The sequence below is a fragment of the Desulfotignum phosphitoxidans DSM 13687 genome, from assembly GCF_000350545.1.
Taxonomy (GTDB): domain Bacteria; phylum Desulfobacterota; class Desulfobacteria; order Desulfobacterales; family Desulfobacteraceae; genus Desulfotignum; species Desulfotignum phosphitoxidans.
Window position 1 is genome coordinate 84120 of sequence record NZ_APJX01000006.1, and the last position, 25262, is coordinate 109381.

The following is a 25262-nucleotide window of genomic DNA, read 5'->3' on the forward strand; positions in this document are numbered from 1 at the left end:
CCAGACCGGGTCCGGATCGAAACTTATTGTATGGCTGCCTGATTCGCTGTCAGAACAGCCAGTTGATCGGTCAACAGGGACTTGAACCGGTCCAGGGTGATGGGATAGGCCTGCATGGGAATGCCCATCCAGTCACAATATTCCAGAAATCCCTCAGGATCTTTTTCCATGTAGTCATCCATGAATCCGATGCCGTCCAGCACCACAGCCCCGCCCGTATGACGGGGAAAATTCTCGTTGGCAATGCCCTTGTCCCAGCCCTTGAACACCAGTTTCCGGAATTTCACCCACCCCGGGGTCATGAACCAGACCGGCTCCCCGCCGGCAACTTCCTGAGCAATCCGGTCCATCTCATCCTGACCGGCCAGCATGCCCATGCAGTGACTGGCCTGAATCCGCACGACCTCTGGACCATATTCTGAAATCACGTTGGCCATCAGCCGGGTGGGTTCATCGGCATTGACATAGCAGTATTTGCCTCCGTACACCACAATCACCCCTTTGGCCCGGGATTTTGCTTTTTCAATGGTTTTGCCCAGCTGGCGTTCCAGTTCCCGGATGTCCTGGTGAAGACCGGGGGTGGTAAAATAAATATGGTCGGTGTCTATAAAGTTTTTTGCTGTCAGAAATTCGATTTCCGGACGTATGGTGCCACATGCCACGATTGCCGTATCTGAAAATGACTGTGTCATTCGGATCTCCCTTGATTTGAGTGTGTGGGTCGGGGACTTTGAACCACGCCTGAAGAAGTGGTCTTTTGTTCAGTCTTCATCACTGTATAACTCACCTACAGGAATTTTTTCACCTTTTTTCCAGTCAGCGAAATCCTTTGCCATTAGTTTTTCTCCGGCTGACACGGCCCTGTCTACCCACACAATGCGGGTATGGCATTCCAAGATCGGCCGGTGCAGGTCTTCGCGTCGCCGGTAAAGGGCCTGTTCCGCATCGTTTCTGCTTTTATGAACCGAAATCACCTTTTTTAACGTTTTTTTCTGATCCGGATCATCATAAATTAATGCATACATCGGCGGCCTCCTTTCCTGTAAATTTTCGGAATTCCTTGGGGATTACCGGGACCGCTCCTGGCGGTATCAAGCGGTCCCGGCATCCCTAAGGCGGAGTCAGATGATGGAGGTAAGTAAATGCCATTACTTGATCTGATCACCGGGAATTAATAATGCACAATTCATACCAGACAAAAAATGATTGCTTTTTTTAAATACCCCACCCGACTGGCATGGGTCTTCTGATATCTGATGTTCACGGTGAGCACTCTCTTTCACCGGTTGGCACCCGTTAACGTTACCTATTTTCAAAAACAGTAACGTTACCACCCCCTCCCGTTTTTCAGACGCAAGAATGCAATCCTTTGCCTGCACTTATAAAAAACACACTGATATCTTTCCCACAGATAGGTACCGTTCAAATTCAAACCATCCGTTCCATATTGACAAACGTTTCAGAAGGACTGAAATGACTGGAAGAATAAAACCCCATCAGGCGACTGTCGTTTTTGTCCACCAGAGTGTGGAGTTTTCGAACTTCCAGCTGTTCCAGGTGAAGCACAAAGTCATTGATCAGTTTTTTCCCGATCCCCTGGCGCTGAAATTCCGGGTCCACCCCCATCGTATCCAGTGTCGCATCATCATTGCAGATACCGAAATCCCCGATAACAAGTTCACCCATAATGAATCCCACCACTTTTTTGTTTTCATCCTCAGCCACCAGAGAGGTTTCGATACAGTCGTTGGATTTGATGAGCCGTTGGAACTTTTTCACATAATAATCAGGCCTGGCAGTGCCCAGCACTTTGGTGTCAATCCGGACCACCGCATCAAAATCTTCATTTTTCATCAGCCGGATGGTAATGTTGTTTGTTTTCATAAGGCCTCCTTTCATGGAAATTTATCCATATCAAGTTATGGACAGAACCGCCTTCAGACAGGCAGTCATATTTTTCAAGCAGGCACGTTCAGTCAGGAATTGCTAACCGGAAGTTTTCAGATCATCAGAGGTATCTAATTAATTTGTACGCCTGCATCCATATTCTTGTCAATAAAAATACTTGACAACTGAACATACTATTCTATATGTTGCTATAAGAGTAGCAACATATAGAATCACATAAAATCAGGTCAGGAACGGATCATTGAAAAACAAATCCAAACTCAGGGATCTGGGGTTTTCCCAATACGAAGCCGCCTGTTACATGGCGCTTCTGGGAAACCATCCGGCCAACGGATCTCAACTCAGTAAAGTCTCAGGCATTGCCAGATCGCGAATCTACGATGTGCTGCGAAGCCTTTCAGCCAAAGGATTTGTGATCGAGGTCAACACGGGTCAGTATGCACCCTTGCCCGTGGATGAACTGGTGCGCCGGCTTCGGCGGGACTTTGAATCCAACATCCAGGCGTTTGAAGCCGAGATCGCCCGGGCAGACCGGAAAAACGATCTGGAGTTCATCTGGACTTTGACCGGGTATGACAATGTCATGGAAAAAGCCCGGCACATGATTCAGGGGGCAGAAAAAGAGATTTACGCCCGGTTGTTTCCCGAGGCGGACCGCCATCTGTCCAAGGATCTGATCAAAGCACAAAAAAAAGGCGTGGCCATCCGTTACATCGCCATGGGCGATATCCCGAAACGGTTTTCCGTGCAGGTCACCCACCCGGACCATCAAAACCTGATCCAGACCATCGGTGGCCGATCCTTTGACATCATCACCGATAAAAATGAAGCGTTGGTGGGCATTTTTGAAGTGGACAACGAAGACAGTTCCCCCATCAACTGGACCCGGAACCCCTGGTTTGTCATTGCCAACCGAGACAGCCTCAGACATGATTTTTACCACTGTTTTCTGGAAAAAACCCTGGACCGGCACCTGGGACTCACACATGAAGAAAAACAATTATACCGGCTCATAAAAACAGACAATTAAGGAGACAAACACCATGACCCCCATGAAAAAACTACATGATTTCACCGGTTTTTCCGATAAAACCGACGATGCCATCTTTCATATGGAAAACGATTTCGGTGCCCACCACTATGAGCGCATTCAAGTGGTGGTCCGGCACGCCAGAGGCTGCTGGCTCACCGATGACAAAGGCAACAAATATCTGGACTGCCTGGCCGCCTATTCCGCAGCCAATCCCGGCCATCATCACCCGGCCATCACGGGCGCGGTCATGGATGCGCTGACCGGCCATTACGCGTCTGTGCTGTCCAATGTGGTGTTTACGGATCCCCTGGGCGTTTTTCTGTCGGAAGCGGCCCGGTTCGCGCCCCAGATGGCCCCGCGGTTCGGGAGTCACGGCAACAAGGTGCTCCCCAAAAACGGGGGCGTTGAATCCGTGGAAACCGCCATCAAAACCATGCGGTATTACGGGTTCAAGCAAAAAGGCATCCCGGACGGCAACCAGGAGATCATTGTGTTCAACAACAACTTCCACGGCCGGACCATTTCCGTGGTCTCTTTTTCCTCCTCAAAAAAATACAAAGAAGGGTTCGGTCCTTTGACCCCGGGATTCGTGTCTGTGGAATTCGGCGATCTCGATGCCGTGAAAAACGCCGTCACCCCCAACACCTGCGGCATTCTGGTGGAACCGTTCCAGGGGGAAGGGGGCATGATCATTCCGCCCAAAGGATTTCTGGCAGGGCTTCGCAAGCTGTGCGATGAAAATGATCTGCTGCTGGTGGCGGACGAAATCCAGGTGGGCATGGGACGGACCGGCAAAAAATTCTGTTTTGAGCATGAAAACATCGTGCCCGACGGCGTGATCTTAGGCAAAGCCCTGTCCGGGGGTCTGGTGCCCCTGTCCGTGTTCATCACCAATGCCGCACTCATGGACATGGTGTTCTCCAAAGGATCGGACGGGTCCACGTTCGGGGGGTATCCACTGGCCTGTGTGGCCGGAACCGCTTCTCTCAAGGTGTTTGAACAAGAAAAACTGGCAGAGCAGGCGGCCCGGAAAGGAGACATTCTCAAACAGCGGATCCAGGAAATTGCCGACCGGTCTGTTCATGTCAAAGAGGTCCGGGGCAAAGGCCTGTTCATCGGCATTGAAGTGAAAGACGGCAATGCCATGGATTTCTGCCGCAAACTGCTGAAGCTGGGCGTGGTGGTCAATGACAGCCACGGGCATACCATCCGCATCTCCCCGCCCCTGGTGATCAATGAGGAGGAAATGGATTTTCTGGTGGACCGGCTGGAAAAAGTGCTGATCGAGTAATCTGTAAATATGTCTTGACAACTTGACAGATATCTTTTAGGGTGTCCTCAAATTCATGACCCATATTGAGGACACCATGCTCAATCCCAACTCACCTGTGCCGTTGTACCACCAGCTGGCAGAGATTATTTCTGAACGGATCCGATCCGGGGAATACCCGCCCGGTCAGGCGATCCCCTCGGAAACGGCCATGGCCCGGCAGTACCATATCGGCCGCCCCACAGTGCGCCAGGCCATGGATGTGCTGGTGCACAAAAATCTGATCCTGCGCAAACGCGGTGCCGGCACTTTTGTGCAGTCTCCGGCCCCCAAAGTGGACCTGTTTTCCCTGGCCGGCACGTCCCAGGCGTTTTTCACCCGGGGTATCACCATTGAAAAAACCATTGTCACCCCGGTCACGCGGATGTCCGTGGAAAATCAGCCGGACAACCCGTTCAACCACGCATCCGCATATTTTTTGTCCCGGTTGATCCGGGCCCAGAACACCCCCGTGCTCAAGGAAGATATTTTCCTGGATCCGGAACTGTTCCGGGGTCTGGACCGTGTGGATCTGGGCACGGAGTCTTTGTCCCGGACCGTGGCTGAAAAATATCACCTGGCCCCGGAAAGCGGTACCCAGGTCTTCACGGTGGCCCCACCGGATCCGGTCACGGCCCGGTGGCTGGAACTGACGTCCGACACTCCCGTGCTCACCGTGTTCCGGGAGCTGAATTTTCCCGATGCACCCACGGCTGTTTACGGGGTGCTCTACTGCCGGACCGACCGGTTCGCCTTTTCCCAGACCATCGGGAACCTGTCATGACCCGATTTTTATCAACCTGTTGCATCAAGGAACCCCAAATCATGAAACACCGCGGTTATTACGGCGGTTTCGGCGGCGCATTTCTGCCTGAAATCCTGATTCCCACGTTTGACGAACTGGTATCCGTGTTTGAATCGGCCAAAACCGATCCCGGATTCCGGAACCAGTATGAAACCCTGATGGCGCAATATTCCGGCCGGCCCACGCCCTTGACATTCGCCGCCAACCTCACCCGACATTTTGATGGTGCAAAAATTTATATTAAGCGCGAGGACCTGAACCACACCGGGGCCCACAAAGCCAACAATGTCATGGGCCAGGGGCTTTTGGTGAAAAAAATGGGCAAAACCCGGGTGATCGCGGAAACCGGGGCCGGTCAGCACGGAGTGGCCTGCGCCACCATGGCCGCCAAATTCGGGTTTGACTGCACCATTTACATGGGGGAAAAAGATGTGATGCGCCAGCGGCCCAATGTGTTCTGGATGGAGCAGCTGGGCGCCACCGTGGTGCCGGTGACCGACGGCACCAAAATCCTCAAGGATGCCATCAACCAGGCGTTCCGGGACTGGGTGACAAATATGGACACCACCCATTATGTGCTGGGAACCGCCTGCGGCCCCCACCCGTTTCCGGAGATGGTGGCCTGGTTTCAGTCCATTATCGGCATTGAAGCCAAACAGCAGATTCTGGACCTGGAAGGCCGGCTGCCGGACCGGGTGTATGCCTGTGTGGGCGGAGGGTCCAATGCTTTGGGCCTGTTTGCCGGTTTTCTGGATGACCCTGTGGAACTGGTGGGCGTGGAGGCCGGCGGCAAAGGCATTGACACGGGATTTCATGCGGCCCGCCTGTCTTCCACCGATGCCGGTGCCGGCATTGCCCAGGGATACAAAACCTATTTTCTCCAGGATGATGACGGGCAGATGAAAGAAACCCACTCCATTTCCGCCGGCCTGGATTATGTGGGGGTATCCCCCATTCTGGCCCACATGCATGAAACTAAAACCGCCCGGTTTGAAAGCGCCACAGACGCGGAAGTGGTGGATGCCCTGAAGCTGACCATGAGATCCGAAGGCATCATCCCGGCCCTGGAATCGGCCCATGCCTTTGCCGGGGCGTTCCGGGAAGCCCCGACCCTGTCCAGAGACCAGATTATCATCATCAACCAGTCCGGCAGGGGCGACAAGGATATCTTCACAGTGGCCGACGTCCTGAACGACCCTGAATGGAAAACCTTTATTCAGACAAAGGCGGCACAATACCATGCTTGAATCCTATATCCGTGACAAACAGAAACAAAAAGACCTGCTGCTCATGACCCACATTGTCATGGGATATCCCAGTTTTGACGACAGCCATGCCATGGTGAAACACATGGTGGCGGCCGGCGTGGATTTGATGGAGCTGCAGATTCCGTTTTCCGAACCCATGGCAGACGGACCCGTGATTCTCAAGGCCAACCAGAAAGCCCTGGAGCAAGGCGCCACCGTGGCAAAATGCCTGGCATTTGCCAAAGACATGGCAGCAAGATATCCCATTCCCTTTCTGTTCATGACCTATGCCAACATCCCTTACAGATTCGGCATGGCAGCGTTTGCAAAAACCACCGCAAACATCGGCCTGACCGGTGCCATTGTCCCGGATCTGCCCATGGAGGAAGGCGCGGAATACCTCCAGGCCATGAAAAAAAACCAGTTGTCTCCCATACAGATGTTTTCACCCGGTACCAGTGATGCCCGCATGGCACAGATCGCATCCATTGCTTCCGGGTTCATCTATTGTCTGGCCAGAAAAGGCGTGACCGGCGCACAGACTGATTTGTCCGATGATCTGGCCCAATACCTGGCCCGGTGCCGAAAGGCGGCTTCCGTTCCCCTGGCCGTGGGATTCGGTATCAAAGACCGGGCGGATATGGATTTTCTGGCAGGCAGGGCCGATATCGCGGTGATCGGCTCTGAAACCATCCGGGTGATGGAAAAAGGCGGTGTGGCGGCTGTCCGGGATTTTATTCAGGGACTGTCACGTTCGGCTTGACCCGGCAATCGGTTTCAGGTGTTTTTTTATTGCATCCCCAAGGGTTTTGCCATAGAATTCACGCCATCGGGTATCACCTGAAACCTTAAAACAAGAAAGGTCTGCCCATGGATGACCTGGACAACCCCAAAGAACCGTTGATTCAGAAACTGCGGGTTATCATCCGGTTCAGTGTCCGCTGCCTGGCGGTTCTGATGACCCTGGTCATTCTCTGGGGCGTGGTGGATGTGGCCTGGGAGATCTACCAGAAACTGCGCACCCCGCCGGTCATGCTCATGAGCATCAGTGACATTCTGGCCACATTCGGCGCATTCATGGCAGTGCTGATCGCCATTGAGATCTTTATCAACATCACCGTGTACCTCAGAGATGATGTCATTCATGTCAAAATTGTCATGGCCACGGCACTGATGGCCATTGCCCGAAAAGTCATCATCCTGGATTTCTCCGTGGTTACGCCGGATTACATTCTGGCCACTGCGGCCCTGGTGTTTGCCATGGGTTTCGGATACTGGCTGGTGGTCAAAAACGCCGACGCCCGGTCGGTGTTGCACAGCGAAGCGGAAAAATGCTTTGAAAATCCGGATCATTGTAAAATGGAAGGGGTGGATAAAAAGCTGTGATCGCCGGCCGGATATGTGATGTGAAACAGTTCTGCCTGCCCGGCGTGGATTTCAGCAGGCTGGCGTTTATGGATCTGCTCTGTGATCTGGACCTGGGCGTGCTCATGACCGACGACAAAGGCATCCTGATTTTTTACAATGAGGTCCAGGCCACCATCGACAAGATGGACCCGGCCGATGTCCTGGGCAAACCCATCACCCAGGTTTATAAATACAACAATGACTCTTCCACCTGCATGCGGGTACTCAAACACGGCAAGCCCATCATCAACTATGCGCTGTCCTACCGGTCGCATAATGCCGATGTGGGCAATACCATTCACAGCGTATTTCCTTTGTTTCACAAACAAAAGATCTTTGCCACCATCTGTTTTGTAAAAGATTACAATATTCTGGAACGGTCCATTCCGGCTTTTCTGTCTCCCAAGAACAATCAGCGCTTTGCGGACGGCACCCACTATACATTTGCCAGCATTATCGGATCCGACCCCGGGTTCGTGGATGCGGTAAAAACCGCCAAGATGGCCGGAAATTCGCCGTCTCCGGTCATGCTCTACGGTGAGACCGGCACGGGCAAGGAATTGTTTGCCCAGGCCATCCACAATTTTTATTATGGAAAAAAGGGCCATTATGTGGATATCAATTGTGCGGCCATCCCTGAAAATCTGATTGAAGGGCTGCTTTTCGGCACGGCAAAAGGGGCCTATACCGGTGCTGTGGACCGGGCCGGACTTTTTGAACAGGCCAACGGGGGCACCATTTTCCTGGATGAAATCAACTCCATGCCCCTGCATTTACAGGGCAAACTGCTGCGGGTGCTCCAGGAAAAAAAGCTGCGACGGGTGGGATCGCTCAAAACCATCGATCTGGACGTAAAAATCATCTCCTCCCTGAACCAGTCTCCCCGGGATCTGATCCGATCCGGGGTCTTTCGCATGGATCTTTTTTATCGCTTAGGCGTGATATACATCAAGCTGCCGGCCCTGCGGGACCGGCGCCCGGACATTGAAGAGCTTGGACGTCATTTTCTGCAAAAATACAATACCCAGCTGGGCAAATCCCTTCAAAACATCGCCCCGGAGGTGATTGATTTTTTCTGGCAGTATCCCTGGCCGGGCAATGTCCGGGAACTGGAACATGTGATTGAAAGTGCCGTCAATTTCGCCGGCAGAGATGAAACCCGTCTCAAACTGGAGCATTGTTATTTTGCCAATATTCTGGAACAGGACCCCCCCCATTCACCGTCACCGGATCCGACACCGGCGGATGATTCTCATCAACCTGAATCATCCGCTTTACCGGCAAATCTCGATCTGTGCACCGCGCTCAAAACTCTGGAAAAAAAAATGATCATCCAGGCCCTGGAACAATCCAGCGGCAATGTGGCCGGGGCAGCCAGGCGCCTGGGCATTTCCCGTCAGCTGCTGGGCAGCAAAATATCCAGGCTGCGGCTTCGCCACTTTCTGGCTGAGATTAAACACAAAAATATGTAAAACAGGTTTGCTTTGTAAATTATATTTTACAAAACCGCAAATATATTTTCCCTCCTTTGATTTCTTTTTTTTTCGCTTATTTTTTGATCGCCTGATCTATAAAGGCGTTGCAGGCCCATGCGGCTGCCCGGCACACAAATTGCTCAAAGCAAAAGCCAGCGATACAATAAAGGATGTCAACACAACCATTTAATTGAAGGAGAAAATCATGTCGGAAGTGTCCAAAAAAATCGATCACAGCCTGATGTGGCCCGGGGTTATCGTCACGGGTATTATCGGTCTGCTCCTGTCCTTGTTCCCGGAATCGGGACGGGCTGTGGTAGATACCCTGTTTGCCATACTCACCCACAATTTCAAATGGCTTTTCCTGATGTTCGGCCTGTTCTGCGTCCTTTTTCTGGTCTGGCTGGGCCTGTCCCGATGGGGGAACATCAAACTGGGAGCGCCTGATGACACGCCTGAATTTTCCACCTATACCTGGGCTGCCATGATTTTCTGCGCCGGCATCGGCATCGCCATTGTGTACTGGGCATTCATCGAACCGGTCTATTATTTGAATTCCGGCATGCTGCATGTGGACCCCGACACCCAGAAAGGGCTGATCGGTGAACTGGCCGGGATGTACGGGCAGTTTCACTGGGGCATCACACCCTGGGCCATCTATGCGTTGCCCACCTTTCCCATTGCCTATGCCATTCATGTGAAAAAAATTCCGGCCCTGCGGCTTTCCGCTGCCTGCCGCGGCATCATCGGTAACCGGGCTGACGGTCCTCTGGGAAAACTGATTGACATCGTGGTCATCTTTGCCATGATCGGCGGCATCGGCACCAGCCTGGGCCTTGCCGTTCCTTTAGGCACGGCACTGATCAGCGAAATCACTGGTCTGCCCCCCTCTTTTTCCCTCCAGATCATCGTCCTCATCGTCTGGACGGCCCTGTTCACGGTAACGGTCTGGGCCGGCCTGAAAAAGGGCATTGCCAGACTGGCCGACCTCAACACCTATATTGCCTATTTTCTGCTGCTTTATGTTTTCATCATCGGACCCACCACCTTTATCCTCAACAACTGGTGCAACTCTTTAGGGCTGATGTTCTCTGATTTCTTCAAACTCAGCCTGTGGACCGATCCCATTACCAACGGCGGCTTTCCTGAAGGCTGGACCGTGTTCTACTGGGCCTGGTGGGTGGCATATGCCCCCATGGTGGGTCTGTTTGTGGCCAGAATTTCCAAAGGACGGACCATCCGCCAGGTGGTCTTTGGCGAACTGGTGTTCGGGTCTCTGGGCTGCTGGATTTTCTTTGCCATCTGGGGCGGGTACGCCATCAATCTGCAGACCTCGGGCGCCCTGGATGTGTATACGATTCTCAAAGAATCCGGCTGGTCCAACAATGTCACCATCGTGGCCATTCTCAATGCCATGCCCGGCGGCAAATACATCTTTATCCCGGTGTTCACCATTCTATGCTCCATTTTTCTGGCCACCACCCTGAACTCGGCTGCCTACACCCTGTCATCCCAGGTGACCATAAATCTTTCCGGTGATGAGGAACCGCCCCGCTGGAACCGAACCCTCTGGGGTATCATTCTGGGACTCCTGGCCCTGGGACTGCTTTCTACCGGCGCACTCAAGGCGGTGCAGCTCTCCTCCATTGTGGTGGCCCTGCCGTTGATTCCGGTACTGCTGCTCATGGTCTTCTCGCTGATGAAATGGCTTAAAGAGGATTACGGAGAAATTTTGAAAACAAATGTCCAGGCACTGCCTCCTGAAAAGATCAAACCCGCTGTTTAGGAGGATCAAAGGAAAACATCATGATTATCGAGCAACAAGCATCCGCTGCCATATTAAAGCAGGCAACGGCGTTGGGCGCCAGCCTGGTTGGGATCGCCCGGGTGGAAGATCTCAGATCCGCGCCTTCTTTCACTTTTGCGCCGAAAATGCCCCATGCCGGAGAAGGCATCGGGACCCGGAAAACCGATTCCGGCTTGAAACCCGGAGAAGCGGCATGGCCTGAAAATGCAAAATCAGTGATTGTCATTGCGGTGAACCATCCTGCAGACGAACCCAAGATGGACTGGTGGTTCGGCCGGAAAGATCCGCCGGGCAACCGCATCCTGGCAAAGATCTGCCGGGACCTGTGCCCCTGGATCGAAAAAACCTTCGGCATCCAGACCGTGCACCTGCCCTATCACGTGGAAAAGGGCGGCACCTATCTCAAAGATGCCGCGGTCATGGCAGGCCTTGGCTGTATCGGCAAAAACAATATTCTGATCACCCCTGAATTCGGTCCCCGGGTGCGGCTCCGGGCCCTGACCGTGAATGCAGACCTGATCGCTACCGGCCCCAGGCAGTTTGATCCCTGTAAAAACTGTCAGGAATTCTGTCGAAAGGCCTGTCCTCAAAATGCTTTTGCCACCCAGCAGTACACGGAAGCGGAATATGGACAAAAAATCCTTCCGGGACGGGACGGCAGCTACAGCCGCCCTTTTTGCAACATGCAGATGGAACAAGACAATGACGCGGCAAAAGAACAGCGGGTTGACGGGTTTGACGACCCTGTGAAAATCATCAAATACTGCCGCAGATGTGAGCTGGCCTGCCCGGTGGGAAAACCGGTCAAATCTTCGGACACCCATTGACGCTGGATAATAACCACCTCTTCATCCCGGCCCGGAGCTGTCTTCCGGGCCGGGATGGCGGGGCCGCCGGGTGTTTCCTTCGTTTGATTATGCGGTCAGCCGGTCTTTGAGTCCGGATCGGCGCAGGCGGGTGCGGTTGTTTTCAAACGCGGTGTGCACGGCCCGGGAGGATCCCACCAGGATCACCAGGTGTTTGCCCCGGGTCAGGGCCGTGTAGAGCAGGTTGCGCTGGAGCAGGGGAAAATGGGCCATGGTCAAAGCGATGATCACGGCCCCGTATTCCGAGCCCTGGGACTTGTGCACGGAAACGGCATAAGCCAGGGTGAGTTCGTCCAGATCCAGCAGGTCATAGGTCACACTGCGGCCGTCATAGTCCACCACCAGGGTCCCGTCCGCCCTGGACACTTCAGTGACCTGGCCGATATCGCCGTTGAACACCTCTTTTTCATAATTATTTTTCAAATGCATCACCTTGTCCCCGGACCGGAACGTGATGCCATGGCTGTCGATCCCGCCTTTGCCCGGATTGAGGACAGCCTGGAGCTGCTGGTTGAGATTGATGGTGCCGGCCTCGCCCCGGTGCATGGGGGTTAAGACCTGAAAATCGGTAATATGAGGAAAGGTCCTGGGAATCCGGTTGGCGCACAGTTCTATAATGGTGGCCACCACTTTGTCGCTGTGCTGGTTTTCAATAAAATAAAACTCTGACAGCCCCTGTTCTTCCCTGGCTTTGAAATCAGGCATTTGCCCGTTCCGGATATCGTGGGCATGGCGCACGATGGGACTTTTCTGGGCCTGGCGGAAAATTTTGGTCAGCGCAAACACCCGGACCCGGCCTGAATCCATGATATCGGACAGCACATTGCCCGGTCCCACGGACGGCAGCTGAAACGTGTCTCCCACCAGAATGAGACTGGCACCTGCCGGCATGGCCTGGAGCAAATGATACATCAAAAGGGTATCCACCATGCTGGCCTCATCCACCACCATCACATCCAGGTTCAAGGGATTGGTGTAATTGTGTTCCACCGTGCCCTGATCCGTATCAAATCCCAGCAGCTTGTGCAGGGTAAACGCTTTGTTGCCCGTGGTTTCGGAAAGGCGCCGGGCGGCCCGGCCCGTGGGGGCTGCCAAAACCACGGTGAGACGAAGCTGTTTGAACACCTGGCACAACGCGCGCACCAGGGTGGTCTTGCCCGTACCCGGACCCCCGGTGATCACGGATATTTTCCGGGTCATCATCTGGCACACCACCTCCAGCTGCTCATCGGACAATTTCACGGCCATGCCGGACAGCACCTGGTCCAGAATCTCCTCCTGACTGATCTGCGGTTCCGGCGCCGGCATGGTTAAAAGGGCATTGATCCGGTCAGCGATTCCTTTTTCCGCTGCATACAGGCGGGTCAGATAGATGCGTTCTTCCCAGATCCGGATCTCTTTGCTGCCGGCAAGGGTTTCCAGGGCCGGGGCAAACAGGTCTGCATCCACCCCGGCCAGGCGGGCGCAGGCAGAAAAAAGTTCCTCTTTCAGGGCATAGACATGGCCGTCCGATTCAAAGGTCAGCAGCTGGCAGAGCAGACAGGCGGCCAGACGGGCAGGGTCGGTTTTTTCAACCCCTTTGGCCCGGGCCACGGCATCGGCGGCCGCAAACCCAATCACCGGGATATCGATGGCAATGCGGAACGGATCGGTTTCCAGAACGGTCATGGCACCGGCCCCATAGGTTTTGAGGATCAGGCCGGCATGGGCCACATTCACGTTGTTTTCCTGGAGAAACTGCATAACCCGGCGCACGGCGTGATGGGTGTTCCAGGATTTGACAATCATCTGCTGTTTGCCCTTGCCGATACCTGCAACTTCCCGCAGTTTTTCCGGCTGATTTTCGATGATCTCCAGGGTCTGGTCCTGGAACCGGTCCACGATGCGGTCTGCCAGGGATCTGCTGATCCCCTTGATCATGCCGGAGCCCAGGTATCTGCGGATACCGGAGATTGTGGCCGGCAGGGTGACTTCATAGGTTTCCGCTTTGAACTGATCCCCGTATTTGGGATGGGACGCCCACTGGCCTTTCAGGGTCAGGGTCTCGCCTTCAGCCACCCCGGCCAGATATCCCACCACGGTGATGGGGTCCTGGATCTTTTCCACCTGGATCCGGCACACGGTGTACTGGTTGTCCGGGTTCTGGTATGTCAGGCGGGACAGCACCCCTTTGATGGTGATCATGGGACGGAATGCCCGGGTTGGTGGGTGATCCAGTGGGCAGCCGCCATCAGGTTCTCTGCGAAATAATCCGGCGGTTCGCCCTGGTCGGTCAATTTTTCAAATGCCTGTTTGCCGTTTCCCGTGGCCACCAGCACGGCCTTGCCGCACCCCGCGTTCCGGGCCGCCTGAATATCTTTGACACTGTCGCCCACAAACAGGGATCGGGACAGATCGATGTCATACCGGGCCTTTGCCTGATATATCAATTCCGGCTTTGGTTTACGGCAGTCACATCCGGCATCCGGGGTGTGGGGACACAAAAATATATCCAGGATCCGGCCTCCGGCCGCAGCAATCCCCTGGTGCATTTTATCAAAAATCAAATCCAGGGTCTGCCGGGTGACCATGTTTCTGCCGATAATGGACTGATTGGTGATGACAATGATGTCAAATCCATACCGGTTCAGCCTTGCAATGGCCCGGCGGCTGCCCGGAATGAAATGAAATTCAGACGGGTGCTTGATATATTCAGGCGAATCCTGATTGATCACCCCGTCCCGGTCCAGAAATACCACGGCTGCCATACGGCTACTCCGCCACGGCAAAGGCCTGGGCAAACCCGTCATTTTTCAAAAGATTGTCTCTGAACCGTTCGGCATCCTTGAGACTGGAAAACCGGCCGATGCGGACCCGGTAGAACCGGCCCCGGTGATCCTCATGCACCATAATATGGGCGTTGAGATAGGATTTGGACAATTTTTCCCTGAACCGGTCGGCATTGGCTTTTTCCTGGAACGCACCCACCTGCACCGTGAAATTGCCGGTCCAGTAGTCCAGTTCCCTGAATGCCACGGGCTCTTTTTCAGCATATCGGGTCGCGGCCCCCAGGGCGGTCACCCGGACCCGGGCTGTTCCCGGCCCCGTCATGCCGATCTTTCTGGCTCCGGTATAGGACAGATCAATGATCCGGCCCGTGACAAACGGTCCCCGGTCATTGATGCGCACTTTGATTTTTTGGTTGTTATCCAGATTGTGGACCGCCACCCAGGTGTTCATGGGCAGGGTCTTGTGGGCCGCGGTCATGGCATACATGTCATAGGTCTCACCATTGGCGGTTTTCCGGCCATGAAATTTTTTGCCGTACCAGGAGGCAATGCCGGTCTCGGAAAACCCGTGGGCACTGGCAATGGGGGTATAATGCTTGCCCAGGACTTTATAGGGCCGCTGGGTGGCAGGAATTTTTCCTGAATCTTTCCGGGAGGAAGGCGCCGGGCGTTTATCCGGCAGGTCCGGATCAATGGATTTGGCACATCCGGCACTTACGGCACAGAACAAACACAGGCACACCAGCCGGATGCCGATACCCAACACCAGGGGATATTTTTTTTCATAAGTCAAAGGCATGTAAAATAATGTCTTCCATTTTATCGGTAAACGTAAAATTCATCTGATCCTGGATATGCCTTGGCACATCCTCCATGTCTTTTTGATTCCATAACGGAAGAATCACGGATTTGACACCGGCCCGGTGGGCGGCTATGATTTTTTCCTTGATCCCGCCCACGGGCAGCACTTCTCCCCGAAGGGTGATTTCCCCGGTCATGGCTGTGCGGGGCCGTACTTTCCGGCCGGTGACCAGAGATACCAGCGCCACCAGCAGGGTAACCCCGGCAGACGGTCCATCCTTGGGAATGGATCCGGCCGGCACATGGACATGGATATCATGGGTATCAAAAAATGTATCTTCCACCCCCAGTTTTCCAGCATGGGACCGGATAAAACTTAACGCCGTGGCAGCGGATTCCTTCATCACATCTCCCAGCTGGCCCGTGAGGGTCAACTCCTTGCCCCCTTTCATGGCCACGGCTTCCACAAACAGAATTTCCCCGCCCACCGGGGTCCAGGCCAGACCCACCACCACACCGGGGGTGTGAATGCGCAGGGCCAGATCCGGAGAATACTGCACCGGCCCCAGATATTCATGCAGATCATCCTGGCGGATCACCAGATGAACGGCCTGTGCTTCAGCGATTTTTGTAGCTACCCCCCGACACACCGTGCCGATCCGGCGTTCCAGATTCCGCAACCCCGATTCCCGGGTATACCCGGAAATGATTTTTTTAACGGCCCCGGGCGTGAACCGGATCTGTCCGGCGGTCAGCCCATGGGCATCCCGTTGTCTGGGAATCAGATACCGGGTGGCGATCTTGTGTTTCTCATCCTCGGTGTACCCGTTGAGTTCCAGCACTTCCATGCGGTCCCGCAACGGGGCAGGAATGGTGTGCATCACATTGGCCGTGGTCAGAAACATGACATCCGACAGATCAAACGCCACATCCAGGTAGTGATCGGTGAATGAATCATTCTGTTCCGGATCCAGCACCTCCAGCAGAGCCGCGGATGGATCTCCCCGATAGGAAGAATCCAGCTTGTCGATTTCATCGAGCATGAACACGGGATTTTTTTTTCCGGCTTTCCGAATATTCTGGATGATCCGGCCGGGAAGAGCCCCCACATAGGTTCTGCGGTGTCCCCGGATCTCAGCCTCATCCCGAACGCCTCCCAAAGAAATCCGGACAAATTCCCGGCCCAGCGCCCTTGCAATGGACCGGCCCAGCGAAGTTTTCCCCGTACCCGGGGGACCCGTGAAGCACAGAATCGGGCCTTTGGAGTTTTTCTTGAGTTTTCGCACGGCCAGAAATTCTAAAATTCGCTTTTTGGGCTTTTCCAGTCCATAATGATCCTGATTCAAGATACGCCGGGCGGACTTGATATCCAGCACATCTTTGGATGCCTCGTGCCAGGGCAGGCTGGTGAGCCAGTCCAGGTAGGTGGAAGCCACCACATATTCCGACGATGAGGGATTCATGCGGGACAGGCGCTGCAATTCTCTCTGGGCTTCTTTTTCCGCCTCTTCCGGCAGACGGCTTTCCTGGATCACTGCCCGGTATTCACGGATTTCCACGCTGTCACTGTCGGTTTCCCCCAGCTCTTCCCGGATGGCTTTGAGCTGCCGGCGCAGATAATATTCCCGCTGCTGTTTGTCCATGTCTTCCTTGACCTGGTTCTGAATCCGGGAGCCCATTTCCAGAATTTCCAGCTGATCATTGACCAGGCGGGTGACTTTTTTCAACCGCTGGTTGACATTGAGCATTTCCAGCACTTTCTGCTTTTCTTCCACGGGCGCGTTAATGGAGGACGCGACCATATCCGCCAGCACATTGGGTTCTTTCAGGGATTTGATCATATGGGCCATCTCTCCGGGCAGTCCGGGAGACAGATTGACGATTTTTTCGTACTGTTCAGCGATATTGGCCATGAGTGCCCGGTTTTCCACACTCCGATCCTGGTTTTTGCAGGTCAGCACCTCGATATTTGCCTGAAGATAAGGTTTGCCCTGTAAAAACTGCACGGTCTTGAACCGGTTCAGCCCCTGAATGAGCAGTTGGGCTTTTTCATCCTTCATTTTGGACATTTTCAGAATCATGGCCACGGTACCGATGCGAAACAGATCCTCGGCCCGGTGTTTTGACCCCGGGTCCGGTTTTCGGGAAAGAATCAGGCCCAGCATGCGGGAGCCGGCCATGGCTTCATCAATCAGATCAATCGCCTCTTTCTGGACCAATACCAGAGGCAGCACCATTTTGGGAAACAGGTTGGTATCCACAATGGGAAGGATGGGAATTTTACCGGGAATATCATTGGTGGAGATGGCAGCGGCTGAATGTCTGATGTCATCCATGTCTTATCCTTTGTGAATGAACAGAAATGCTAGATAAAATCCATGGACAGATCATGTGCCGGTTTCATATTCTGTGAAAATAATTTGCCCAGGGTCAGTTGAAGAAAACCGTTGTTAAAAACTGCAGAGACTTTTTCCACATCGATCATGCAGGGAAGGTACAGGACTCGTTCGAACTGACCGAACTGAATTTCAGCCAGCCGATAGGTGGCTGCGGGATCCAGACGGGCATTTTTTCTGATTCCGGAAATTTTGACTGCTTTGTTGCTGACTTCAATAATAATATCCTCTTTTTGCACCCCGGCGATCTCCGCCTGGATAATGATCTGATTTTGGGTCTCAAAAATATCCATCTGGGGTTTCCAGATCCGTTTTGAAAAACAGAACATGGGATTTACGGACTGAAACATGTCTTGAAAGGATCTTTCATCGGTATCGTACGTACCAAGGTTGCTGCCGAAACGAATTTCTATATGTTCCATAAAAAGCTCCTGCAGAGGGTGTTCTTATGATCGTATGACCATCAGTGAAGATATCATCCGGCCATAAAATTGTAAAGCGCAATAAAAATATTCCCATACCAGGGTCTTGAAATCCCGGTCCATGGGTGATATTGGACGGACATGGATCCGGAAAAAATCAAAAAGAAAATGCCAGCCGACGGACTGATTTAACAATTATGCACATGTGGTCCCTTTATTTTCCAGCGCTGGTGAGCGGCCTGATGCTGACCTTGAGTTTTCCGGACGTGTATATGTACGGCCTGGGATTCATCGCCCTGGCCCCTCTGATCTTCTCTCTGGAGACCCTGACGGCCCGGCAGGGATTTGTTGCCGGATTTGCCGCGGGATTCGTTCATTTCTCCACCCTGATTTACTGGATTGTTCCCACCTTGTGCACATTCGGCGGACTACATCCGGTTTTGTCCGTGTCGGCCCTGATTCTTCTGTGCCTGTATCTGTCTGTCTATCCGGCCCTTTTTGCCTTTGGCCTCAAAAAACTGGCCCCGCCACCCGTATTAATGCCGCCGGCTGCGGCCGCCATCTGGATCGGGCTTGAATGGGTGCGGACCTATCTGTTCACCGGGTTTCCCTGGGGCATTTTAGGCTACAGCCAGGCGGAAAACCGGTGGATTGTGCAGATCGCGGACATGACCGGGGTGATGGGCATCTCTTTTCTTCTGGTCCTGTGCAGTGCCGTGGCCGCACAGACATGGCGATATCTTGTGACACGCCGGCGATCCGGACATTCTGCGGCATTGATCCCGGTGGCCGTCAGCGCCGGATACACCTGTCTGCTTCTGGCCGGGGCGTATGGATATTCAATGTATCGACTTGCCGATGTACAGAAAAAAATGGCCCGGGCTTCGGTCACCCGCCTGGCCATCATTCAGGGAAACATCCGGCAGGACATGAAATGGGACATGGCGTTCCGCCTGGCCACCATCGAAAAATACGGCACATTGTCCCTTGAGGCGGCCCAATTTCAACCGGACCTGATCATCTGGCCGGAAACCGCTCTGCCGTTTTATTACGGCCATAACACCGCGCTTTCCAATCAGGTGGACCCGTATATCCGGCAGGCCGGCACCCATTTTCTCATCGGCACCCCGGCCGTGGACACGGCCCATGATCCGGTCCGATATTTCAACCGGGTGGTGATGCTCGATCACCTGGCTTTGCCCAGAGGCGTGTATGACAAAACCCACCTGGTGCCGTTCGGTGAATATGTCCCGTTCCAGGACCTGCTGTTTTTCATTGAAAAACTGACGGCTGAAGCTGGTAATTTTTCCAGAGGAGATCCGGCATTCACTCCTCTGACGTTCAAAAATCATCACACCGGGGTGCTGATCTGTTTTGAGATCCTGTTTCCGGACATTTCACGCGCGTTTGTCCAAAACCGGGCCGATCTGCTGACCACGGTAACCAACGATGCCTGGTTCGGACACACATCCGCAGCATCCCAGCATTTTGCCATTGCCGTGCTCCGGGCCGTGGAAAACCGCCGGAGCGTGGCCCGGGCCGCCAACACCGGGATTTCCGGGTTCATCGACCCCACCGGCCGGGTGCGGCAATCCACCCCTGTTTTTACCGATGCCGTGATCCTGCAAACCCTTCCGGCCATGACGTCTTTGAGCGTTTACACCCGTTTCGGGGATCTGTTCACCCTGATCTGTGTTATTGCAATCATCCCGGGTTTTATGGTAAAAACCTGTCAATATATGAAAAGGAGATATCAGCCATGAATACTGACTTAAAACAAACCCTGTCTGCATTAACTGCCAAAGCTGACCGCCTCAAGGAGTATCTTTGACCTGCCGGTCAAAGAAAAACGATTAAAAGAACTGGAATTCTTCAGTGCCCGGCCTGATTTCTGGGATGATCCGGACAAAGCCACTGAAATGCTCAAGGAACAGACCCGGCTTTCCGATCTGATCGAGCATTGCAACCATCTTGGCAATGAAATTGAAGACGCCCGCATGCTGCTGGAAATGGCCCATGAGGAAGAAGACAAAGAAGCGGAAGCGGACGTGGCACGGCAACTGGCCGACATTGAAAAGAAAATCAAACAGTTTTCCCTGGACATCACCCTGGACCATGAAGACGATGCCAGGGATGCCCTGGTATCCATCAATGCCGGTGCCGGGGGGACGGATTCCCAGGACTGGGCCGAAATACTGTTCCGCATGTATTCCCGGTGGATCGATAAAAAAGGGTATAAAATGACCCTGATCGACTTGCAGCCCGGAGATGAGGCCGGTATCAAAGGGGTCACCTTCAAAGTGGCGGGAAAAAATTGCTTCGGGTTCATGAAAGTGGAATCCGGGGTCCACCGGCTGGTGCGCATCTCCCCGTTCAATGCCGGGGGCAAGCGCCACACTTCATTTGCTTCGGTATTTGTGTATCCGGATATCAAAGATGACATCCAGATCGATATCGAAGACAAAGACCTGCGCATCGATGTGTTCCGGGCATCCGGGGCCGGGGGCCAGCACGTGAACAAGACCAGCTCGGCTGTGCGCATCACCCATCTGCCCTCCGGCACCGTGGTCCAGTGCCAGCAGGAACCGTCCCAGCACCGGAACAAGGAGATTGCCATGAAGGTGCTGAAATCCCGGCTCTACCAGCAGGAAAAACAAAAGCAGGATCAGAAGATGCAGTCGCTGCACGACGGCAAGGACGACATCGCCTGGGGCAGTCAGATCCGGTCCTATGTGCTGCATCCCTACCGCATGATCAAGGACCACCGCACGGATCATGAGATCGGGGATGTGGACCGGGTTCTGGACGGGGATCTGGATGAACTCATCGAAGGGGTATTGATGTCCTGACCATGGACCCCATGGCCGTTATTGAAAAATATTATCCCGCCGGATCCCCGCTGCACTGCATCCTGGTAGATCACAGCCGGCAGGTGGCAGAAAAAAGCCTGGAAATCGCCCGGAACCTGGCGGATCCGGACCTGGATCTTTTGTTTATCAAACAGGCCGCCCTGCTCCATGACATCGGCATCTTTTTAACCGCCTCCCCGAAACTCGGCTGCACCGGGGAGGCACCCTATGTGTGTCATGGATATCTGGGCCGGGAACTGCTGGACAGCGAAGGCCTGGATCCGGCTTACGGCCGGGTGGCCGAACGGCACACCGGAGCCGGTATCAGCCTGGACACCATTAACCGCCACAATTTGCCCCTGCCCCGGCGGGACATGGTGCCGGTCACCCCGGCAGAAAAAATCATCTGCTGTGCAGACAAATTTTTTTCCAAAACCGGTCCGGCCCGGCACCGGCCCAGGACCGTGCCCCAGATCCTGGCGGACTTAAACGCCATCGATCCGGCCCATGCCCGCCGGTTTGCCCGGTGGGCACAGGAATTCAGACTGTAAAAAAGGCAATTGCTTCCAGATCAGTCATTTAAAGTTGCCGGCCGGTTTGCGGCCGGGCATCATCCGGATATAGCCGCTATAGAATCTGTTTCAAAAACAATTTGGTCCGGTCATGGATGGGATTTTTGAAAAAATGCTCGGGTGTGCCTTCTTCCACGATCATGCCTTCGTCCATGAAAATCACCCGGTCCCCCACTTCCCTGGCAAAGCCCATTTCATGGGTGACGCACACCATGGTCATGCCCTCTTTGGCCAGGGTTTTCATGACATCCAGGACCTCACCGATCATCTCCGGATCCAGGGCCGAGGTGGGTTCGTCAAACAGCATGATCTTGGGATCCATTGCCAGGGCCCTGGCAATGGCCACCCGCTGCTGCTGACCTCCGGACAGATTGGACGGCCAGGCCTTGGCTTTGGCGGAGATCCCCACCTTTTCCAGCAGCATCCTGGTTTTTTCCTCCCGCTCCTTTTTGGGTCTTTTCCGCACCAGTTTCTGGGCCAGATTCACATTGCCCTGCACGGTCAGGTGGGGATACAGATTAAAGGACTGGAACACCATGCCCATTTCCGCCCGGACTTTGTTGATATTGGTCTTGGGATCGAAAATATCCACCCCGTCCACCAGGATCTGACCGGCTTCTGCAGTTTCCAGACGGTTCAGGCACCGCAAAAATGTGCTTTTTCCCGAACCGGACGGTCCGATGACCACCACCACCTCTCCTGCCTTGATTTTATTGGACACATCCACCAGGGCCTTGACCTCATGGGGAACATAAAATGTCTTGTAAATACTTATAACATCTATCATTTGGTGGCTGTCCTCCTTTCCAGATACTGGACACACATGGAAAGCGTAAAAGTCATAAGCAGATAGAGAATGGCACACAATATCCACAATTCAAAGGTTTGCAGACTTGTGGTAATACCCTCCCGGGTGGCTTTGGTCAATTCCCTGATGGAAATCAGACCCAGCAGGGAAGAATCCTTGATCAGGTTGATGAACTGGCCTGCCAGGGGCGGCAGGATGGTTTTCAATGCCTGGGGAAGAATAATATGAAACATGCACTGGAAATAGGTCATGCCCGAAGATCTGGCTGCCTCCACCTGACCGGGATGAATGGCCTCGATGCCGGCTCTCACAATTTCCACCACATAGGCGCCCGTGAAAATGGACAAGGCCATGATACCGTACCATTGGGGGTCAAGTTTAGGAATGCCGTTCATCAGCAGAATTTTGTTCATGGTGGTTCCCAGAACAAAATAAAAAATCATGATCTGCACCAGCAAAGGAGATCCCCGGATAACCTCCACATAGGTGATGGCCGACCATTTGAGCACCGGGGTATCCGAGACCCTTGCCACGCCGCCGATGATCCCCAGTGTGATCCCGAAAATCGTGGCAAGGAACGAAATTTTCAGGGTCACCCACAGGCCTTTGGCCAGGATACCGGGCTGCCAACTCCCTTCATACGATGCAACGATATCCCCCGGAGACACCATATCTCCTTCAATCCAGTCATATGAATCTTTGGGAACCGTATAGGTTCTTGTGCCGGCATCCGTTGTGACAATGATATCCTTTTTTTCCCTGTTGTCGGCAATGGTGTCAATTTCCCCGTAGCCTTCTGCATACAGGGTAATGGTGGATTTGTACATGAAGTACTTTGGCACCTTGAACCAGCGCCACTGATAATCCACGGCCACCGTGGCATAATACACCGCACCGATGACCATGAACAGCAGCACAAGAAAACCGATCACTGACAGAAAATAGGCAATGGGATTGCTCAAGCGTTTGATGTTGGATATGTTTTGTTCCATATATCTAACCTTACAAAACAGGCCGACAGAAGACATCTTCTGCCGGCCCGGATTCATTCAAAGTTCCTGATGCAATGGTGACAAATCAAATTAATTCTGCAGATCTTTCTGCCATTCATTGGATTTGATCCATTTGTCATAGGACTGCTGCCATCTGCCGTCATTTTTGTACTGGCGGATAAAGTTGTTCAGAAAGTTCAGGAAATCGGGATCCCCTTTTCTGACCGCCATGGCCAGTGGTTCAAAGGTAAACGGTTCGGTCAATGCAACGGTTTTGCCTTTTCCATGCTGTGCCTGCATGATCTCAATAAGGGGCAGATCATACACCGTGGCATCGGCATTGCCCTGGATCACTTCCATGACCGCCTCGGTTTCCACCTCAAAGCTCTTGTAGGTGGCCCGGGGGATCATTCTTTTGACTGCCTGCTCACCCGTGGTGCCCAGTTTGGAGGTGATGACATATTTGGGATCATTCAGGTCTTTGTAGGATTTTACCACCCCTTCATGTTTTTTGTTCAGCAGGATGGCCTGTCCCACAACAATATAGGGATCGGTGAAGTTGACGGCCAGGTTTCTTTCCTGGGTAACGGTCATGCCGGAAATGATAATATCAAATTTTTCAGTGATCAAAGAGGGGATAATACCGTCCCATGCCGTGTTTACCGGGGTGAACGTAACGCCCATGGCCTTGGCCAGCTGTTTTCCCATGTCAATGTCGAATCCGATGTACTGGCCTTTGGTATTGGTCATTTCAAAGGGAAGGTAGCCGGATTCAAATCCCACCCGGATTTCTCCTGCCTTGACAATGGATTCAAGGGTTGATGTTTTGGCCAGTTCAATGTCGGCACTGAATGCCGGTGCGGAGACAAGAACAAATGCCAGAGCGAACAGGGATACAAACAATTTTTTCATCTTTTTCCTCCTGAAAGTTAAGTTTCGGCTCTGATCATCTCCGTCAGCGAAGATGATCCGTTAAAGCCTGTTAAAGGATAGTAAAAACCGTTTTTGAATCAAGTCTAATAATTAGCGCATAACCAAATTAAATGGCAAGCAATATTTTATGGATCTGGATATTTGACGTAATATGTCCTATGATGATGACGTTATTTGCACGATTCACCCTATAATTCGGTACCCGTTATTATTTCATGAAAAAACAGCTGACTCAAACAAGCCCTTCCTGTTCACCGCTGAAGCCCCCCGGGCTGAAAATACTGGCTGTATCTGATTTCATCGATAAATCCCTGACCCGCCTGGTGGAAACCAGAACCCTGGAGCCCGTGGACCTCATCATCTCCTGCGGAGATATGGAGCCGGAATTTCTGTCATTTCTGCGGGATCGGCTGGACCGGCCCCTGTTTTATGTCAAAGGCAATCACGATATTCGGTACACCTCCGGTAACCCCGTGGGATGCAAAAATATTCACAAGCAGATCATTTCCCTGGACGGAGTCAATATCTTAGGCCTGGAAGGATCCATGTGGTATAACGGCGGCGCCAACCAGTACACCGAAGCCATGATGAAAAAACAGATATTTTCCCTGTGGCTGTCTTTATGGCGTAAAAAACCGGTACATATGATCATCACCCATGCCCCGCCCCGCCACATCCATGACAAAGAAGACTTATGTCACCGGGGATTTGAATGCTTCAACACACTGATTCAAAAATACCGGCCCGATTATTTTATCCATGGACACATACACCGGGAATTTGATACCCAATCCGATAGAATTACACGCGTCAACCATACGCAGGTCATCAACACCTGCGGATTTACACTCATAGAGGTCTGAA

At 53.2% G+C, this 25262-nt stretch carries 24 protein-coding genes; 13 read left to right on the forward strand and 11 right to left on the reverse strand.

Annotated elements, in window-relative coordinates; genetic code table 11:
- Positions 1-23: 23 nt before the first annotated feature.
- The 3 genes from DPO_RS14135 to DPO_RS14145 form a co-directional block, all read right to left on the reverse strand.
- Positions 24-692 carry a DUF1638 domain-containing protein gene (locus DPO_RS14135; protein WP_006966716.1) on the reverse strand — a complete coding sequence of 223 codons (669 nt, stop codon included), beginning with the start codon at positions 690-692 and terminating at the stop codon, positions 24-26.
- A gap of 69 nt (positions 693-761) precedes the next feature.
- Positions 762-1025, reverse strand: a complete 264-nt coding sequence (locus DPO_RS14140; protein WP_006966719.1) for a hypothetical protein — start codon at positions 1023-1025, stop codon at positions 762-764.
- Between the two features lie 403 nt (positions 1026-1428).
- Positions 1429-1884, reverse strand: coding sequence for a GNAT family N-acetyltransferase (locus DPO_RS14145; protein ID WP_006966721.1), 456 nt, complete (start codon positions 1882-1884; stop codon positions 1429-1431).
- 265 nt (positions 1885-2149) lie between these two features.
- Between DPO_RS14145 and DPO_RS14150 the strand changes: the two genes are divergently transcribed.
- From DPO_RS14150 to DPO_RS14190, 9 genes are all read left to right on the forward strand, one after another.
- Complete coding sequence (locus DPO_RS14150; protein ID WP_006966723.1) at positions 2150-2938, forward strand: TrmB family transcriptional regulator; 789 nt, start codon at positions 2150-2152, stop codon at positions 2936-2938.
- 13 nt (positions 2939-2951) lie between these two features.
- Positions 2952-4232 (forward strand): aspartate aminotransferase family protein, encoded by a 1281-nt coding sequence (locus DPO_RS14155; protein WP_006966726.1) that lies wholly within the window; start codon positions 2952-2954, stop codon positions 4230-4232.
- 55 nt (positions 4233-4287) lie between these two features.
- Positions 4288-5034, forward strand: coding sequence for a GntR family transcriptional regulator (locus DPO_RS14160; RefSeq protein ID WP_006966727.1), 747 nt, complete (start codon positions 4288-4290; stop codon positions 5032-5034).
- Positions 5035-5075: 41 nt separating this feature from the next.
- Positions 5076-6302, forward strand: a complete 1227-nt coding sequence (gene trpB / locus DPO_RS14165; RefSeq protein ID WP_006966730.1) for a tryptophan synthase subunit beta — start codon at positions 5076-5078, stop codon at positions 6300-6302.
- Positions 6295-7065, forward strand: coding sequence for a tryptophan synthase subunit alpha (gene trpA / locus DPO_RS14170; protein ID WP_006966732.1), 771 nt, complete (start codon positions 6295-6297; stop codon positions 7063-7065). The genes trpB and trpA overlap by 8 nt, the downstream gene beginning before the upstream one ends.
- 107 nt (positions 7066-7172) lie before the next feature.
- A complete protein-coding gene (locus tag DPO_RS14175) occupies positions 7173-7688 on the forward strand; it encodes a phosphate-starvation-inducible PsiE family protein (protein WP_006966734.1) in 516 nt (171 codons plus the stop codon).
- Between the two features lie 20 nt (positions 7689-7708).
- Complete coding sequence (locus DPO_RS14180) at positions 7709-9181, forward strand: sigma-54 interaction domain-containing protein (protein WP_236609966.1); 1473 nt, start codon at positions 7709-7711, stop codon at positions 9179-9181.
- 208 nt (positions 9182-9389) lie between these two features.
- Positions 9390-10970: a BCCT family transporter gene (locus tag DPO_RS14185; protein ID WP_006966738.1), complete on the forward strand. Its 1581-nt coding sequence runs from the start codon at positions 9390-9392 to the stop codon at positions 10968-10970.
- A gap of 20 nt (positions 10971-10990) precedes the next feature.
- Complete coding sequence (locus DPO_RS14190) at positions 10991-11818, forward strand: epoxyqueuosine reductase (RefSeq protein ID WP_006966740.1); 828 nt, start codon at positions 10991-10993, stop codon at positions 11816-11818.
- Between the two features lie 87 nt (positions 11819-11905).
- Here DPO_RS14190 and recD2 read toward each other — a convergent pair whose 3' ends face one another.
- Genes recD2 through DPO_RS14215 form a run of 5 tightly spaced genes read right to left on the reverse strand, consistent with a single transcriptional unit; the run spans position 11906 to position 18244 of the window.
- Positions 11906-14041 (reverse strand): SF1B family DNA helicase RecD2, encoded by a 2136-nt coding sequence (gene recD2, locus DPO_RS14195; protein ID WP_006966742.1) that lies wholly within the window; start codon positions 14039-14041, stop codon positions 11906-11908.
- Positions 14038-14604 (reverse strand): D-glycero-beta-D-manno-heptose 1,7-bisphosphate 7-phosphatase, encoded by a 567-nt coding sequence (gene gmhB / locus DPO_RS14200; RefSeq protein ID WP_006966744.1) that lies wholly within the window; start codon positions 14602-14604, stop codon positions 14038-14040. The genes recD2 and gmhB overlap by 4 nt, the downstream gene beginning before the upstream one ends.
- A 4-nt stretch (positions 14605-14608) precedes the next feature.
- Positions 14609-15424 (reverse strand): septal ring lytic transglycosylase RlpA family protein, encoded by an 816-nt coding sequence (locus DPO_RS26455; RefSeq protein ID WP_006966745.1) that lies wholly within the window; start codon positions 15422-15424, stop codon positions 14609-14611.
- Entirely contained in the window at positions 15408-17762 is a 2355-nt protein-coding gene (gene lon, locus DPO_RS14210) for an endopeptidase La (protein ID WP_006966746.1), read from the reverse strand. The genes DPO_RS26455 and lon overlap by 17 nt, the downstream gene beginning before the upstream one ends.
- A gap of 29 nt (positions 17763-17791) precedes the next feature.
- A complete protein-coding gene (locus tag DPO_RS14215; protein WP_006966747.1) occupies positions 17792-18244 on the reverse strand; it encodes an Hsp20/alpha crystallin family protein in 453 nt (150 codons plus the stop codon).
- Between the two features lie 197 nt (positions 18245-18441).
- Here DPO_RS14215 and lnt point away from each other — a divergent pair, with 197 nt between their 5' ends.
- The 3 genes from lnt to DPO_RS14230 all read left to right on the forward strand — a co-directional run bounded on the left by lnt (position 18442) and on the right by DPO_RS14230 (position 21644).
- Positions 18442-20007 carry an apolipoprotein N-acyltransferase gene (lnt, locus tag DPO_RS14220; RefSeq protein ID WP_006966748.1) on the forward strand — a complete coding sequence of 522 codons (1566 nt, stop codon included), beginning with the start codon at positions 18442-18444 and terminating at the stop codon, positions 20005-20007.
- Positions 20004-21093 (forward strand): peptide chain release factor 2 gene (prfB, locus tag DPO_RS14225; RefSeq protein ID WP_201765631.1). Its coding sequence is split into 2 segments (ribosomal slippage): positions 20004-20072 and positions 20074-21093, totalling 1089 coding nucleotides; the frame shifts between segments, so codons are not numbered across the junction. The genes lnt and prfB overlap by 4 nt, the downstream gene beginning before the upstream one ends.
- Positions 21094-21104: 11 nt before the next feature.
- A complete protein-coding gene (locus DPO_RS14230; RefSeq protein WP_236609967.1) occupies positions 21105-21644 on the forward strand; it encodes an HD domain-containing protein in 540 nt (179 codons plus the stop codon).
- 76 nt (positions 21645-21720) lie between these two features.
- Here the strand turns inward: DPO_RS14230 and DPO_RS14235 are convergent, their stop codons facing one another.
- The 3 genes from DPO_RS14235 to DPO_RS14245 all read right to left on the reverse strand — a co-directional run bounded on the left by DPO_RS14235 (position 21721) and on the right by DPO_RS14245 (position 24377).
- Entirely contained in the window at positions 21721-22452 is a 732-nt protein-coding gene (locus DPO_RS14235) for an amino acid ABC transporter ATP-binding protein (protein WP_006966751.1), read from the reverse strand.
- Positions 22449-23465 carry an amino acid ABC transporter permease gene (locus tag DPO_RS14240; protein WP_152427676.1) on the reverse strand — a complete coding sequence of 339 codons (1017 nt, stop codon included), beginning with the start codon at positions 23463-23465 and terminating at the stop codon, positions 22449-22451. The genes DPO_RS14235 and DPO_RS14240 overlap by 4 nt, the downstream gene beginning before the upstream one ends.
- Positions 23466-23555: 90 nt before the next feature.
- Entirely contained in the window at positions 23556-24377 is an 822-nt protein-coding gene (locus DPO_RS14245) for a transporter substrate-binding domain-containing protein (protein ID WP_006966753.1), read from the reverse strand.
- A 236-nt stretch (positions 24378-24613) separates the two neighbouring features.
- Between DPO_RS14245 and DPO_RS14250 the strand changes: the two genes are divergently transcribed.
- Positions 24614-25261: a metallophosphoesterase family protein gene (locus DPO_RS14250; protein WP_006966754.1), complete on the forward strand. Its 648-nt coding sequence runs from the start codon at positions 24614-24616 to the stop codon at positions 25259-25261.
- Position 25262 lies beyond the last annotated feature (1 nt).